Here is a 15118-nt window from a genome sequence, read left to right as displayed (position 1 = left end):
ACGGGGCGGGCGGACTCAGTCCTGCGCCCGCCCCGTCGTCACACGGGCGATCATGAGAGCGACCAGGATGATTCCGCCGTAGATGGCCTGGATCCAGAAGGACGGCACCTGGGCGAGGGTCAGCAGGTTCTGTACGACTCCCAGCAGGAGTACGCCGGTCAGGGCACCGAACATGGTGCCCTTGCCGCCGTCGAGGCTGATGCCGCCGATCACCGCGGCCGCGAACACGGTGAAGATCATGTTCTGGCCCTGGTTGGCGCTGATGGCGCCGACGTAGCCGGTCTGCATGATGCCGCCGATCGAGGCGAGGGCACCGGCGACGACGAACACCCCGAGCATCACGCGCTCGACGCGGATACCGGCGGCACGGGCCGCGTCGGCGTTGCCGCCGATGGCGTACAGGGAGCGGCCGATGCGGTGGTACTTCAGCACGAAGCCCGCGACGGCGAAGGCGACCGCGGCGAACCACACGGACATCGGGATGTTCAGGAACGTGGTCGTGGCCAGCGAGTAGAAGCTGTCCGGCATGCCGAAGAGGGTCTTGCCCTTGGTCGCGCCGACGAGCAGTCCGCGCAGCACGATCAGCATCGCGAGTGTGACGATGAACGCGTTGAGCTTGAGCTTGACGACCAGGATGCCGTTGAAGGCGCCGACCACCGCGCCGACGACGACGATCGCCAACAGGGCGAGTCCTGCGGGCAGTTCGGTGCCCCAGCCCGACTGGGCCGCGGGCAGGACGAGGAGTGCCCCCACGGCGGGTGCGATACCGACGACCGATTCGAGCGAGAGGTCGAACTTGCCGGTGATCAGGACGAGCGACTCGGCCAGCACCACCATCGCCAGGGCGGCCGAGGCGCCGAGGATGGAGATCAGGTTGCGCTCGGTGAGGAACGAGTCGTTGACGAACGCACCGAGCACCATGAGCAGCAACAGGGCGGGTACGAGAGCGAGTTCACGGGCTCGGCGCAGGACGACCGTCCGGGCCGAGCGGGGGGCCAGGGCCCGGGCGGACGCAGGCGGCCGGGCCGTCTTGGTGTCAGCCATGGTCCACTCCTTCGATGGAGGCGATCAGCTCGTGGTCGCGCCAGCCGGCCGGGTGCTCGGCGACCACACGGCCGTGGAAGAGAACGAGGACGCGGTCGCAGCGGCGCAGGTCGTCGAGTTCGTCGGAGACGACCAGGACCGCGGTGCCGTCCTCGCGGGCGCTGTCCACGCGGGAGAGCAGGGATTCCTTGGATTTCACGTCGACGCCCGCGGTGGGGTTGACGAGGACGAGCAGCTGGGGGTCGGAGGCGAGGGCGCGGGCCATGACGACCTTCTGCGCGTTGCCGCCGGAGAGGTCGGAGACGGGCTGGTCGGGGCCCTCGGTGTGGATGTCGAGGCGGTCGATCAGCTCGGTGGCGAAGCCGCGCTTGCGCTCGGTGCCGACGAAGCCGTAGCGGCCGAGGCGGTCCAGGACGCTGAGGGTGGCGTTGTCGCCGATGGTCATGCCGAAGACCAGGCCCTGGGCGTGCCGGTCACGCGGCACGAAGCCGACGCCGGCCTTCAAGGAGGCCTGGACATCGCCGAACGGCATGGGCCTGCCGTCGAGTCGGGCCGTTCCGCCTGTCGGGGTGTGCAGTCCCGTGAACGACTCGGCGAGCTCGATCTTGCCGCTGCCGCTGATGCCGGCGAGGCCGACGACCTCGCCGCGGCGGACGGTGAGGTCGACGTCCTCGTAGGCGCCCGAGGTGAGGCCGCGGGCGTCGAGCAGAACGGGAGCGCCCTCCTCGACCTCCCTGATGTCCACGGCCTGTTCGGCGACGGTCTCGCCGGCCATGGCCTCGACCAGGGCGGCCCGGGGCATGTCGGCCACCGGCGCCGTGGTGATCCAGCGTGCGTCCCTGAGGACCGTCACCGTCTGGCACACCTCGTACACCTCCTGGAGGTGGTGCGAGATGAACAGGAAGGTGACCCCGGAGTCCTGGAGCGCGCGCATCCGGCTGAAGAGGCGCTCGATCTCCCGCTTGTCCAGCTGCGCGGTCGGTTCGTCGAGGACGATGAAGCGGGCGCCGAAGCTCAACGCCCGTGCGATCTCCACCATTTGGCGGTCCTCGACCTTGAGCTCGGCGGTACGCGCCTGAGGGTCGACGCGGACGTCCCAGGTGTCGAGGAGCTCGGCGGCCTCCTTCTGCAGCCTGCGCCAGCTGATGAACCCCCGCCGCAGCGGCTGCCGGTTGATGAAGAGGTTCTCCGCAACGGTCAACTCGGGTACGACGGTGGGTTTCTGGTAGACGCAGGCGACCTTGCCGCGCCAGGCGTCCCGGTCCGTGAGCGGGGGTGCGGCCTCACCGTCGAAGCGGACGGTGCCCTCGTCGGGTGCCTGCAGACCGGTGAGGACGGTGACGAGGGTGGACTTGCCCGCGCCGTTGCGGCCGACGAGAGCGTGGGACTCGCCGGGCAGGACGGTGAGGCGGCCGTCGGCGAGGGCGGTCGTGGGGCCGTACCGCTTGACGATGCCCTGGGCTTCAACCAGTGGGGTGCTCATTTGGCGGTGTTGCCCCACAGCTTGGGGTCGTCGACGTTGTCCTTGGTGACCAGGGGCGCGGGCAGTTGGTCCTCCAGGATGCCGCTGGACAGCTTGACGATCGTGGAGTCGTGGTCGGTCGGCCCGGGCTTGAAGGTCTTCCCCTGCATCGCCGCCTTGATGTAGTACATGCCGTACTTGGCGTACAGGTCGGCCGGCTGGGAGACGGTGGCGTCGATCTCGCCCTTGCGGATGGCGTCGAACTCCTGCGAGATGCCGTCGTTGGAGACGATCGTGATGTGGCCCGCCTGCCCGGCCTTCTTCAGCATCCCCTTGGACTTGAGGGTCTGCAGGGTCGGCGCGAGATAGACGCCGCCGGCCTGCATGTAGATGCCCTTGATGTCGGGGTTGGCGTTCAGGAGGGTGCCCAGCTGCGAGGCGGCCGTGTCGGACTCCCACTTGGCGGGGATCTCCAGGACCTTCAGCTTCGGGAAGTTCTTCTTCACGCAGGCCCGGAAGGCCTCGGAGCGGTCGCGTCCGTTGACTGAGGCCAGGTCGCCCATGATCTGCACGACCTTGCCGGACGGGATCTGCTCGCCGAGGTACTGGCAGGCCTTCTCGCCGTACGACACGTTGTTCGCCCGTACGACCATGGCGACCTTGCCCTTGTCGGGGGCCACGTCGACGGCGACGACCGGGACGCCCTTGCGTTCGGCCTGGTCGAGTCCGGCCTCGATGGCGGCGCTGTCCAGCGGGGCGACCACCAGGCCCTTGACGCCCTGGTTGAGCTCGTTGTTGATGTCGGTGATCTGCTGGGAGGGGTCGCTGTTGGAGTTGACCGTCTTCAGCGCGTCCACCCCCTGCGACTTCGCCATCTTGGGCACGTAGTCGTTGTACGACTGCCAGAACGGCGAGGTCAGCAGCGGCAGGACCACGCCCACCTTGCCGGTTCCGTCGCCGCTCCCACTGCTGGTGCCGGCGGTGTCCTTGGTGCTGCCGCACGCGGCGAGCACGAGCGAGGCGCTCGCGGCCACGGCCACCGCGCCGACCATCCGAAATCTGTTCCGCTTCCCCACTGTCCTGACGGGCATCCTGTGGCTCCTCATCGAGCGTGTACGAACGTCATCGAGCATGAGCGAGTTCGAGCAATGACCGCATACTTATCAGACCACTCACCCCCCGCAATACCCTTCGACGGCATATTTTCCCGAGTTTCAGCCATAGTGGTCTGACCACATCGACGGTTAGACTGCGGCGCACCCGGTGATGTGGAGGAACGGCGTGGACCAGACAGCCCCGCAGAAGGGCACTGTGACGCAGCGCGCCATCGAGCAGATCAAGGCGATGATCGGCGGGGGCCGGCTGGAGCCGGGCCAGCGGTTGCCGACGGAACGCGATCTGGCAGTACAGCTGGGCATCTCCCGCAGCTCGATGCGGGAGGCGATCCGGGCGCTCACCGTCCTCGGAGTGCTGGAGGCACGGCACGGCTCGGGCATCTACGTCACCCAGCTGGAGGCCGGCGACCTGCTGGAGACCTTCGGGGTGGTCGCCGATCTGTCCCGGGGCCCGCAGCTGGTGGAGCTGCTGGAGGTGCGCCGCATCCTCGAGTCCACGGCGACCGCGCTGGCCGCCGCCCGGATCACGACCGCCCAGCTTGCAGAGGTCGAGAAGCACCTCACGGCGATGAACGCCACCGACGACCCCGAGGTGATCCTCGCCCACGACCTGGCCTTCCACCGCGAGATCGCCGGGGCGGCCGGGAACGACACGATGGCGGCGATCCTGGAGGGGCTGTCGTCCCGGACGTTCCGCGCCCGGGTGTGGCGGGGCTACCAGGAGGAGGGCGCCTTCGAGCGGACCCGGCGCGAGCACGCCGCGATCCACCGCGCCCTGGTCGCCCACGACCCGGAGGCGGCCCGGGCGGCGGCCGCCGCGCACGTGGGCGAGGTGGAGGAGTGGCTGCGGGCGCAGCTGGGGACCTGAACGACGGGGAGGCCGAGGCGGGACGCAGTGGTCACCGGGTCGCCGACACCCGGTGACCGCCCGCTCGCTCAGACCCGGGACCGGTACAGCCCGAACTCCTTGATGTGCACGGCACTTCGGGCCTGTGTCACCCGCAGTCGCCACCGGCGGGCGCGCACCGGAGCCGGCAGGAGCAGGATGCGGCTCGCGCCGATGGTTCCGGCCGCCGTGACCTGCGTCCAGGCGCCGTCACGGAACGCCTCGACGACGAAGTTCTCCACCTGCTGGCCGTGGTGGATGTCCTCCGCGAGGCGGACACGGTCCACCTCCAGCTCGTGGCCCAGATCCACCGTGACGCGGTCCGGTGCCGCGGTCCTGCGGGCTCCCTCTGCCAGATCGCGGGGCAGCTCGCGCTCGATCCGCTCACGGAACTCGCGCAGCCGCACGACGTCGGTGCTGTGCAGCAGGCCGTCGGTGTCCGGCGGGACATTGAGGAGCAGGACGGCGTTGCGTCCCACCGAGCCGAAGAAGATCTCCGTCAAGTAGTCCACGGACTTGGGCTGTTGGTCGGCGTGGTAGAACCAGCCGTCGCGGATGGAGACGTCGCACTCGGCGGGCCACCACTGCAGGTAGTCCGTCGCCGGCTGCGCCTTCACCAGCGCGGCACGGCCGCCCTCGTCGGGGGTGTCGTAGGACAGGGCCCAGTCGGTGCGGCCGTACTGGTTCTCCTTGACCGGGATGACGCTCCACTCGTCCTCGCGTGCGAGGCCGCTCTCGTTGCCGACCCAGCGCAGGTCGGGGCCGGTGACGGCGATCGCCGCGTCCGGGGCGAGGGTTCGCACCAGGGTGTACCAGCTGTCCCAGTCGTAACTCTCCACCTTGTCGGGTGGGATGTGCCCCTGGGCGCCGTCGAACCACACCTCGTCGACGGGCCCGTACTCGGTGAGCACCTCGTACAGGGTGTTGAGCATGTGGGCGCCGTAGTCGGTGGCGGCGAGGGTGTGGAAGCGGTCCGGCGCCCGGTCGTCGTCCGCCGTGAGGGTCGGGATCGTGCGCGGGGAGCGGGCACTGCCGTTGGCGTACACACCGTGCAGGAACTGGTTCTCGTCGGCGGGCGAGAGGTAGACGCCGACCTTGAGGCCGTACCGGCGCATCGAGTCGGCGAACGAACGCAGTACGTCCCCCCGGCCCTCCCGCCAACTGCTGGACGCCACCGTGTGGTCGGTGTAGCGGGAGGGGTAGAGGACGAAGCCGTCGTGGTGCTTGACGGTGAGGATGGCGAGCTTGAAGCCGCCGTCCTTCAGGGCCGCCGCCCACTGGTCAGTGTCGAGGCCGGTCGGCTGGAAGACGTCCGGGTCCTCGTCGCCGGTGCCCCACTCCAGACCGGTGAAGGTGTTCACGCCGAAGTGCAGGAAGGCGGTGCGTTCCAGGCCCTGCCAGGCGATCTGCCGTGCGGTGGGCCGGACTTGGGAGGCCTTGCGGACGAGGTCGGCCTCGGTGTCGTCCGCCGAGACGGGGATGCGGTAGAAGCGGTCGCCGGAGGCAGCCGCGGCAAGGGTGGGGACGCCGGTCACGGCGAGTGCGGTGGCGGCGGTGACGAACAGGCGTCTGGAGACAGTCATGGGGGAACTCCTCAGCTCAAGTGCCAGACTGCGGGGGTGCGTTGATCGGCCGGGTACTGCACGATCCGGCCGTCGTCCGTGATGGTGAGCGCCATCTGTGTGATCGCGTCGACGAGCCGGTAGCCGCCCGCCGCGGGCTCCAACTCCCAGCGCTGCAGGGTGTTCGTGGCGTCGCAGGTGTCCCAGGTCGCCTCGACACCGGGCTGCAGCGGCACGTTGAGGGTGAGCTTGCCGCCACTGATCGCGAGGCAGCCGGCCGCCGACCGGAGGGTCGCATAGCCGTCCGCCGTGCGCTGCACGGAGGCCGTGAAGGACCGCCCGAAGGAGTACGTCCCGTCCGCCACCGGCACCCGGGTCAGGTCCCGCCATGCGGGCGCGTGTCCGACGGCCGTACCGCGCGCCACGAACTCCGGGTAGGTCGCGTCGGGATGCGGATCGCCCCAGGTGGCCTGGGCGACATGCCGTAGCGCGGGCCAGAGCCTGACGGAGACCTCGTTCTCGGTCTCACCGCGCCCGTTGTCCGGCCACAGGCTGATCTTCGCCCCGGTCACGCCCTTGGAGGACGTCAGTTTCTCGCCCTCGAAGCTGCGCGGGTCCCAGCTCTGGTCGTACAGCGACCGGGTGTCGCTGTGGAAACCTCCGCGGATCAGGTACAGCGAGTACGAGGAGTTCATCACCGAGTAGCCCTGCGCGATGAGCCGGCTCGGCTTCACCGCCACGTCCAGCCAGTGTTCGACGGTGGTGTCGGTCTTCACCGGGACGGTGTTGGCGCCGGTCAGCCCGTCGTTCCAGATCCGCAGGCTGACGCCCTTGCTCGCCGCGTGGTCGTGGACGCGGTTGACGAAGTCGACGAAGGCGTCCTGCGGGGTGGCGCCCGGACCGTACTTCTCCTGGGCGTACCGGAGGATCTGCGGGTACTTCGCGAAGTCGGAGCCGAGCATGTACTCGTCGGCGCCCATGTGCCAGGCCTTCGCGGTGAAGACCTGGGCGTACTCGTCCATCAGGCTCGTGTAGTAGTCGAAGGCGGCCTGCTGGGTGATGTCGAGCCGCGAGGGCTGCTTGGCGCCGTCGGAGTCGGTGAGCTGGAGGTCGGGGCGGTTCTCGATCCACGGGTCGATGTGTCCCGGGGAGTTGATCTCGGGGATGATCTCGACGTGGTACCTGTCGCCGAGCGCGACGAGCTGCCGGATCTCGTCCTTGGTGTAGTAACCCCAGGTGTTGGCCTCGGGGTGGGCGTCGCTCTTGACCTTCAGTTCCACGAGCAGCTGGTTGAGCTTGTTGTAGGACATCTCGCGGACGAGGTTCTCCAGCCAGGGCAGCGAGACGTGAATGTAGCAGGCGCACACGCCGACGCCTCGCTCCTTGTAGCGCGGCACGTCGACGGTGTGTCCGGCGGGGATCCGGTCGCCCTGGGCGAGGAGCTGGAGGAGGGTCCGGGTGCCGTAGAAGGCGCCGGTCTCGGTGGCTCCGGTGATCGACAGGCCCCTGCCGGCCCGGAGTTCGTAGCCCTCGGCGGCGAGGGAGGCCCGGGACGGCTTGACGTTGATAACGATGTCACCGGCCCGGGCTCCGCTCCGGACGACGGGGACCGTGCCGTGCCCGGCCGCCCGCAGATCACCGGCCAGGGTGTCGGCGACCCGACGTTCGGCCGGTGCGTCCGCGACGAGCCGGGCCCCGGGACGGTAGGCATAGCTTCCCGGCTCCGCGGTCCACTGCGTCAGAGCGGGCACGGTGACCGGCGGACGCGGGGCCGCCACCTCACGCGCGACCGCCGGAACCGGCGCCAGGAGCAGCGTCAGCAACGCCACGACGGCGGCGAATCTCAGCCGTTTCCTCATGAGCGACTCCCCTATTCATCGGAGGCCTGATGATTGGGCCGAGCCTTGGACCTGTCAACGGGGCCGTTTGTAGCCAGAGTTGCCTCATTGATCGGACGACCTGCTCGTCAGTCGCAATCGCTCGACCTCGGGGCCGCCAAAAGTCCAAGAGGACCGGTCCGAATGTCCAAGCGCGAGCGCTCTCGACGTGACGGCCGCCTCCGGGCAGAGTTCTCCCCACGTACTCACCAGTAGCCCAAGGAGCGCACGTGACCAACTGGGTCGGCCGCACCGCCGCCGAGATCGCCGCCGCCGTCCGTGAGAAGCGGGCCACCCCACGGGAGGTGGTGGCCGAGCACCTCGCCCGGATCGAGCGGCTGGACGGCCGGATCGGGGCGTTCCGGCTGGTGCGGGCGGAGGCGGCCCTGGCCGAGGCCGACGAGGTCGGCTCCCGGGGTGACCTGGGCGAACTCCCGCTGGCCGGGGTGCCCGTGGCCGTCAAGGACAACCTCGCCGTGCGCGGCGAGAGCAACCGCGTCGGCACCGCCGCGACCCCGGACACCCCAGCCGACGCCGACCACGTCGTGGTGGCCCGGCTGCGGGCCGCCGGTGCGGTGGTCGTGGGCCTGACGAACGTGCCCGAGCTGTGCGTCTTCGGCACCACGGAGGGCGTCCACGGCACCGCACGCAACCCGTGGGACACCTCGCGCACCGCGGGCGGGTCATCGGGCGGCAGCGCCGCCGCGGTCGCCGCGGGCCTGGTCCCGGTCGCCCTCGGCAACGACGGCATGGGCTCGCTGCGCATCCCGGCGGCCAACTGCGGCCTCGTCACCCTGAAGGCGGGGTCGGGGGTGGTCCCCGCCGGCATCAGCGACGGCGACTGGTTCGGCATGTCCGAAAACGGCCCGCTCGCAACCACGGTCGAGGACACCCGGCTGCTGCTTTCGGTCATCGCCGACACCGGGTTCGTACGCCGGGACGCGCCCGCCACGCTCGACGTCGCGGTGTCCCTGCGCAGCCCGCTCGCCGGGGTCACGATCAGCGCGCCGTACGCGAACGCCGTCCGGGAGGCGGCCGCACTGCTGATCAAGGCGGGGCATCAGGTGCGGCGCGCCGACCCGCCCTACCCGCTGTCGCTGGGCGTCACCTCGCTCGCCACCTGGACGGCGGGCACCTCGGTGGACGCGGCAGGACTGGACCCGCGGCTGCTGGCACGGCGCACCCGGGTGCACGCGGCGATCGGCCGGCGCTTCGTCAAGGGAGTGCGCAAGGGTACGGCCCGGCAGGCACTGCGCGAGCGTCTGGAGCCGTTCTTCGCCGAGCACGACGTCCTGCTGCTCCCGGCGCTGGCCCGCCGCTCCCCCGAGGCCGGGCCCTGGCACGAGCGGGGCTGGCTGCGCAACGTCCTGGCCAACACCAACTACTCGCCGCTCACCCCGCCGTGGAACCTCACCGGCTGGCCGGCCATGTCGGTGCCGCTCGGGACCCTTCCCTCGGGCGCCCCCACCGCCGTACAACTGGTGGCGCGGCCGGGGTCGGAGGCGCTGCTGCTGGAGGTGGCGGAGGAACTGGAGCGGCGGCAGCCCTGGCGGCGGACGGCGCCGCTCGACTGAGCCCCGGCTCTAGAGGGCCTTGTACATGATGTGCAGGCCGACCCGTCCGTGCCGGGGGTGTGCGAAGGCGTCCGGCACGGTGCCGAGGATCGTGAAGCCGAACGAGGTCCACAGCTGCACGGCCGGGTTGGTCTCGACGACGGCGTTGAACACCATCGCGCGGTAGCCCTGCGCCGTGGCAGCGGCCAGAATGTGCCCGGCGAGCGCGCGGCCGAAGCCGCGGCCGCCCCGGTCGGGGTCGACCATGAAGCCGGCGTTGGCGATGTCGGCGCCCGGGCCGCCGTAGTTGGGGGTGAGGTAGGCCGAGGCGACGAGGTCGCCGGTCTCGTCCTCGACGACGTACACGCGCTTGGCCGGGCTCATCCACAGGGCCCGCGCGGCTTCTTCGGTGGTGTCGGGGTCCCAGGTGTAGGTCTCTCCGGCGGCCACGATCCGGTGCCAGAAGGGCCAGATGCGTGGCCAGTCGTCGGCGCCGGCTTCTCTGATCGGCATGGGCGTGAGTCTCGCACGCCCATGCCGTCGGCGATCGCGAAGGTCCTGCGGTCAGTCCACGCTGGGCAGGATGTGGGGCTCGGCGAGGTCGTCCTCGTAGCCCGCGAGACGGATGGGGGCGGAGCGCGCCCACACGTCGAGACTGCCGATGTCCCCGGGCCGTCGGCCCGCACGCTCCGGGCGTTCCTTGGTGGATTGATCGCGATTCGTCTTCTCCGGTGTCACCGCGCACTCCTTATGTGTCGGGCTCACCCTCGGGACGCAGGCTGTCCGTTGCTACGGCCGGGTGCCAGGGCGTCCGCTCGGGTCTTGTGTCGAGATCGGGTTCGGACGCGGTGGCGCCGGTAACTCAGGTGAGAGAAGGCCGTGGTGACCGGCTTGTCCCGGGACGGACTGTGGGTGTGGGTAGGACCCCGTACTGCCGTCCGTCCGCTACAGATTAACCAAATGAGCAGGGGTGCGCTCGATAGGGGCAGAAAACATGGTGTAACCATTGCGAGTCACCCGCCCACTTCGGCCATGTTCCGGTGGATTTCGCCCCGGTACAGGCTGTTTGGGGTTCACCCGCACGGCCTACACCGTCGCTCGGCTCCTCGACCGGCCGGAGGTACGCAGTTCAGGTCCCGTTGGCCGGATCGCAAGCCGCCCATGCTCTGCTGGCGTACGGCAACGGCTGGACCGATGGAAGGTCTGACGTATGGAGCTGCGCAGCATCGAAGAGCTGATGGATCTGCTGTACGCCTGCCGGCACCAACACGCGCTGCGCACCGCCGCGCTGCTGCGCCGGGGGCGCCCGGCCGACAAGGAGCTCCAGGTGGCGGGGCTCGTGCAGGGCATCGGGCAGCTGCTGTGCCCGGACGACGAGGTACTGCGGGCCTGGCGGACCGCCGAGGCCGTACGACCGCTGCTCGGCCGGCGGGTCCACCGGCTGGTGCGTCACCACGGCCCCACGACCGACGACGACCTGCAGCGCCTGCGCCAGGCCGCCGAGGAGAGCCGGACCACCGTGTTCGACGCGGGTGTCCTGGAGGACTGGCGCGGGGTGCTGGAGCTGGTCGCGGCACACAACTCCCGTCTGGAGTCTGTCGACTGACGGTCCGTCATGAGACGGTACGGCGATGACGTCGTCGTACGGACTGGCCGGGAGGGCCGCGGTCGTCACCGGTGCCACCCGCGGCATCGGCCTGGCCGTCGCCCGGCAACTGGCCGACGCCGGGGCGCTGGTGTGCGTGACGGCCCGGGACGCGGCGGACGTCCGTCGCACCGCCGCCGAGCTGGGCGGCATCGGGCTGGCCGGCGATGTCGCGGACCCGGAGCACGTGCGGGCGCTCGTGGAACTCGCCCTGCGCGAGTTCGGGCGGATCGACGTCCTCGTCAACAACGCGGCGACGAACCAGCCGTACGGCCTGCTCATGGACGTCGACCCGGACGCCTGGCGGGACGCGTTCACCGTCAACGTGGAGGCGGCACTGCGGCTCGTGCAGGGCGTCTGGCACGGCTGGATGCGTGAGCACGGCGGGGCGGTGGTCAACGTCTGCACGGAGGGCGCCGGGCATGTCGGACCGCGCGTCGGGGCGTACGGCACGAGCAAGGCCGCCCTGTTGCATCTCACCCAGCAGCTCGCGGGCGAGCTGGCGCCGGGGGTGCGGGTCAATTCCGTCTCCCCCGGGCTCGTCCGCACGGAGATGGCCCGTTTCGTGTGGGAGCCGGGCGAGGAGGAGGTCGCGGCGGGGCTGCCCCTCGGGCGGATCGGGGAGCCCGAGGACATCGCCCGCGCCGTGGTGTGGCTGGCGTCGGACGCGGCCGAGTGGATCACCGGAGCGGATCTGCTGGTGGACGGCGGGACCCGGGTGCGGGCGGCGTACTCCGCTCAGGCGTACGCCGTCCATGACCGTCTTCGCTCGGCCGCGCCGCCCCGGCCGTGACGGCCCCTGTCACGCCCCCGCGAGCAACGGTTCCCTGCGGGGGCCGGTCACCCGCACGGCCGGCGGCTCACCACTTGCCGGGCGCGTAGTCCTTCAGGAAGACGCCGTACACGTCCTCGCCGACCTCGCCGCGCACGATCGGGTCGTAGACCCGGGCCGCGCCGTCGACCAGGTCGAGGGGGGCGTGGAAACCCTCCTCGGCGAGGCGGAGCTTGTCGTAGTGGGGGCGTTCGTCGGTGATCCAGCCGGTGTCGACCGAGGTCATGAGGATGCCGTCGCTCTGGAACATCTCCTGGGCGCTGGTCCGCGTGACCATGTTCATCGCGGCCTTGGCGGCGTTGGTGTTGGGGTGTCCTGCGCCCTTGTAGCCGCGGCCGAAGACACCTTCCATCGCCGAGACGTTCACGATGTAGGCGCGTCCGCTCGTCGCCCTGCGCGCCGCGTCGGCCATGGCCGGGCGCAGTGCGCTGATCAGGATGAAGGGCGCCGTGTAGTTGCACAGTTGGGTCTCGAGGAGCTCCACCGGGGAGATCTGCTCGATGGTCTGCACCCAGGTGTTGCTGTCGACGACGTCCGGGACGAGGCCGCCCGCGTCGATGGCGGTGCCGTCGAGGTGCCGGGCGACGCTGGCGTTGCCCGCGACCAGGGCGAGGTCGGCGACCTGCTGCGCGTCGAGGCCGGAGATCCCGGCGGGCAGGGAGGCGAGCCCGTCGACCGCGCCCGAGCCGAAGGCGCCGATGACGTGGTGCGCGGGGAGCTCACCGGCGGGCAGCGGGGCGCTCTCGCCGTCGACCAGCGCGGCGTAGGCGGAAGGCAGTCGGCGTACGGTCTGGGTCGCGTTGTTGACGAGGATGTCGAGCGGCCCCGCCTCGGCGACCTGCTCGGCGAGGGCCACGGCCTGCGCCGGGTCGCGCAGGTCGATGCCGACGACCTCCAGGCGGTGCATCCAGTCCCCGGAGTCGTCCATGGCCTTGAAGCGGCGGATGGCGTCCTTCGGGAAGCGGGTGGTGATCGTGGTGTGGGCGCCGTCGCGCAGCAGCCTCAGCGCGATGTACATGCCGATCTTGGCGCGGCCGCCGGTGAGCAGGGCCCGCTTGCCGGTGAGGTCGGCGCGGACGTCGCGCTTGGTGCGGTTCAGGGCGGCGCAGTCCGGACAGAGCTGGTGGTAGAAGTAGTCGACCTCGACGTACCGGGTCTTGCAGGTGTAGCAGGAGCGCGGGCGCTGGAGTATCCCCGCGACCCGGCCCGCCTCGGTGACCGACGACGGCAGGATGCCCTCGGTCTCGTCGTCGATGCGCTGGGCCGAGCCGGTCGCCGTGGCCTCCGTGACCGCCTTGTCGTGCGCGGTCTTGGCGGCCCGGCGGTCCTGGCGGCGGCGCTGCTTGACGGTGCGGTAGACGCCCGCGGTGGCCCGGCGCACGGCGATGGCGTCGGGGTGGTCGACATCCAGCTTGTCGAGTTCCTCCAGGACGCCGAGGCAGACGGCCAGTCGTTCCGGGTCGATGCCGGGGCCGTGCACGACCTCGTCACCGGGCTCGTGCACGACCTCGTCCGTGATCGTCGCCGAGCCGTCGTCTGTCACCGTCATCGCGCTGCCGTTTCCCTGGTCACCCGCGCGGCCCTCTGGCCGCGTCCACCTGTCGAACAGGAAATTTTACTTCAGCGCCGGACCCCGCCCGCACATGCGGAACGATCAAGAACCGCAGGCGGTCAGCAGTTCCTTCACCTCCTCGCCCAGCGCCCGGGCGAACCGGTCCAGGTCGGGCACGGCCTCGGCGTCGGCGACGAGGCCGTAGTGCACCTGTCCGCGGTACGTCGAGATGGCGACCGCGAGCGACTGGCCACGGGCGAGCGGGGCGAAGGGGTAGACCTCCGTGACCGGGTTCCCGCCGAGCTTCAGTCCGATTCCGGGCAGCGGCACGCTGGTGACGAGGATGTCGAACCAGAGCCTGGCACCCTGGCCGGCCAGGGGCCCACCGAGGCGGTGGCCGAGGGCCGGGACGTGGTCGGCGAGCAGGGCGACCGCGCCCGCTCCCCGGTTGGGGCCCGCGTCCTTGTTGCGGTCCATGGCCGTGCGGACCGTGTCGAGGCGGGCCAGCGGGTCGGGGTCGAAGACCGGAAGCCGCATCAGGTAGCCGGAGAGCCGGTTGCCCTGAGGGTGCGCGGTGCGCGGACGGCGCCTGGAGACGGGGATCAGCGCCCGGGGCGCGACGCCCGCACTGCCGTCGCCGCGCTCGTCGAGCCAGCTGCGCAGGGCCCCCGCGACGACCGCGATCAGGACGTCGTTGACGGTGCCGCCCCGCGCCTTGCGGACGCGGTGCACGTCGTCGAGGTCGACGACGACTCCGGCGGTGCGGCGGGTGCCGCTGGGCTCGGCGGTGAGCGCCTCCGAGGAGCACACGCCCACGGAGGACAGGGCGACGGAGGCGCCGATGTCGAGGGCGCGGCCCAGGTCGGAGACGACGCCCCGGACGAGGTCGGGCAGCTTGCGCACGTCCGGCAGCAGGGCCTTGGGCGGCTCCTCGGGACGCGGCCTGCGCGCGGGCAGGTCTATCGGGTCCAGGACGGCGGCGGCGAGCGTCAGCGCCCGCAGTCCGTCGGCCAGGGCGTGGTGGAACTTGAAGAGCACGGCGAAGGAGGTGCCGTCCTCGCCCGGCAGCACATGCGCCTCCCACGGCGGCCGTTCGCGGTCGAGCGGCCGCTGCATGAGTCGGCCGGCCTCGGTGTGGAAGTTCGCGGTCGGGGCGTGCAGCAGGACGTGCCGCAGCGGGTCGAAGCCGGGGTCGGGCACCCGGGCGGCGCCGCCGAAGGCGTACGGGAAGCCGAGCGGCCACACGTCCTGGATCCGCATCCTGAGCCCCGGCACCGCGGCGGCCCGGCCTGCGAGCAGGTCGGCGGCGTGGGCTCCGGCGGTGGGCGAGTGCGCCGCGAAGACGCCGAGCGCTCCCAGGTGCATCGGGTGTTCGGCGGATTCCATGTTCCAGAAAGCGAGGTCGAGAGGTGCGAGCAGGTCAGAGGTCAATGGCTTGCCTCGCGTCGACGAAGGGTGAGCAAGCAGTCAACAGCCCCGCGGCGATTACGGTCAAGTACGATCAAGCTACACACAGTTAACGTCAGGTTAAGTCCCGCCCCTTACGAAAGAGGCGGGACTCATGGTGCGGATGTGATCATCCGTCAGTCG

13 protein-coding genes are annotated in these 15118 nt (G+C 70.8%); 4 read left to right on the top strand and 9 right to left on the bottom strand.

The window, feature by feature from the left end:
* Positions 1 to 15 precede the first annotated feature (15 nt).
* Genes OHT57_RS42080 through OHT57_RS42070 form a run of 3 tightly spaced genes read right to left on the bottom strand, consistent with a single transcriptional unit; the run spans position 16 to position 3597 of the window.
* Positions 16 to 1044 (bottom strand): ABC transporter permease, encoded by a 1029-nt coding sequence (locus tag OHT57_RS42080; RefSeq protein WP_328752212.1) that lies wholly within the window; start codon positions 1042 to 1044, stop codon positions 16 to 18.
* Positions 1037 to 2527 carry a sugar ABC transporter ATP-binding protein gene (locus tag OHT57_RS42075; protein WP_328752211.1) on the bottom strand — a complete coding sequence of 497 codons (1491 nt, stop codon included), beginning with the start codon at positions 2525 to 2527 and terminating at the stop codon, positions 1037 to 1039. Before OHT57_RS42075 ends, OHT57_RS42080 begins: the two co-directional genes overlap by 8 nt.
* Positions 2524 to 3597: a sugar ABC transporter substrate-binding protein gene (locus OHT57_RS42070; RefSeq protein ID WP_328752210.1), complete on the bottom strand. Its 1074-nt coding sequence runs from the start codon at positions 3595 to 3597 to the stop codon at positions 2524 to 2526. Before OHT57_RS42070 ends, OHT57_RS42075 begins: the two co-directional genes overlap by 4 nt.
* A 190-nt stretch (positions 3598 to 3787) precedes the next feature.
* Here OHT57_RS42070 and OHT57_RS42065 point away from each other — a divergent pair, with 190 nt between their 5' ends.
* Positions 3788 to 4489 carry a FadR/GntR family transcriptional regulator gene (locus tag OHT57_RS42065; RefSeq protein WP_328752209.1) on the top strand — a complete coding sequence of 234 codons (702 nt, stop codon included), beginning with the start codon at positions 3788 to 3790 and terminating at the stop codon, positions 4487 to 4489.
* 68 nt (positions 4490 to 4557) lie between these two features.
* Here OHT57_RS42065 and OHT57_RS42060 read toward each other — a convergent pair whose 3' ends face one another.
* Positions 4558 to 6090 (bottom strand): alpha-L-fucosidase, encoded by a 1533-nt coding sequence (locus OHT57_RS42060; RefSeq protein ID WP_328752208.1) that lies wholly within the window; start codon positions 6088 to 6090, stop codon positions 4558 to 4560.
* Positions 6091 to 6101: 11 nt separating this feature from the next.
* Positions 6102 to 7928, bottom strand: coding sequence for a family 20 glycosylhydrolase (locus OHT57_RS42055; RefSeq protein ID WP_328752207.1), 1827 nt, complete (start codon positions 7926 to 7928; stop codon positions 6102 to 6104).
* A gap of 248 nt (positions 7929 to 8176) precedes the next feature.
* Between OHT57_RS42055 and OHT57_RS42050 the strand changes: the two genes are divergently transcribed.
* Positions 8177 to 9520, top strand: coding sequence for an amidase (locus tag OHT57_RS42050; protein WP_328752206.1), 1344 nt, complete (start codon positions 8177 to 8179; stop codon positions 9518 to 9520).
* Between the two features lie 9 nt (positions 9521 to 9529).
* Here the strand turns inward: OHT57_RS42050 and OHT57_RS42045 are convergent, their stop codons facing one another.
* Together OHT57_RS42045 and OHT57_RS42040 are read right to left on the bottom strand one after the other, a co-directional pair.
* A complete protein-coding gene (locus tag OHT57_RS42045; protein ID WP_328752205.1) occupies positions 9530 to 10012 on the bottom strand; it encodes a GNAT family N-acetyltransferase in 483 nt (160 codons plus the stop codon).
* Between the two features lie 51 nt (positions 10013 to 10063).
* Positions 10064 to 10237, bottom strand: a complete 174-nt coding sequence (locus tag OHT57_RS42040) for a hypothetical protein (protein ID WP_328752204.1) — start codon at positions 10235 to 10237, stop codon at positions 10064 to 10066.
* 472 nt (positions 10238 to 10709) lie between these two features.
* Between OHT57_RS42040 and OHT57_RS42035 the strand changes: the two genes are divergently transcribed.
* Entirely contained in the window at positions 10710 to 11105 is a 396-nt protein-coding gene (locus OHT57_RS42035; RefSeq protein ID WP_328752203.1) for a hypothetical protein, read from the top strand.
* 25 nt (positions 11106 to 11130) lie between these two features.
* Complete coding sequence (locus OHT57_RS42030) at positions 11131 to 11937, top strand: SDR family oxidoreductase (protein ID WP_328752202.1); 807 nt, start codon at positions 11131 to 11133, stop codon at positions 11935 to 11937.
* Positions 11938 to 12004: 67 nt separating this feature from the next.
* Here OHT57_RS42030 and OHT57_RS42025 read toward each other — a convergent pair whose 3' ends face one another.
* Both OHT57_RS42025 and OHT57_RS42020 read right to left on the bottom strand, forming a co-directional pair.
* Positions 12005 to 13525 (bottom strand): SDR family NAD(P)-dependent oxidoreductase, encoded by a 1521-nt coding sequence (locus OHT57_RS42025; protein WP_328752201.1) that lies wholly within the window; start codon positions 13523 to 13525, stop codon positions 12005 to 12007.
* Between the two features lie 105 nt (positions 13526 to 13630).
* Positions 13631 to 14959, bottom strand: coding sequence for a wax ester/triacylglycerol synthase family O-acyltransferase (locus OHT57_RS42020; RefSeq protein WP_328752200.1), 1329 nt, complete (start codon positions 14957 to 14959; stop codon positions 13631 to 13633).
* Positions 14960 to 15118: the final 159 nt, after the last annotated feature.

The sequence above is a fragment of the Streptomyces sp. NBC_00285 genome (genome assembly GCF_036174265.1).
GTDB lineage: Bacteria > Actinomycetota > Actinomycetes > Streptomycetales > Streptomycetaceae > Streptomyces.
The sequence above is the reverse complement of the archived record's forward strand: the minus strand, read 5'-3'. Positions and strand labels throughout refer to the sequence as shown.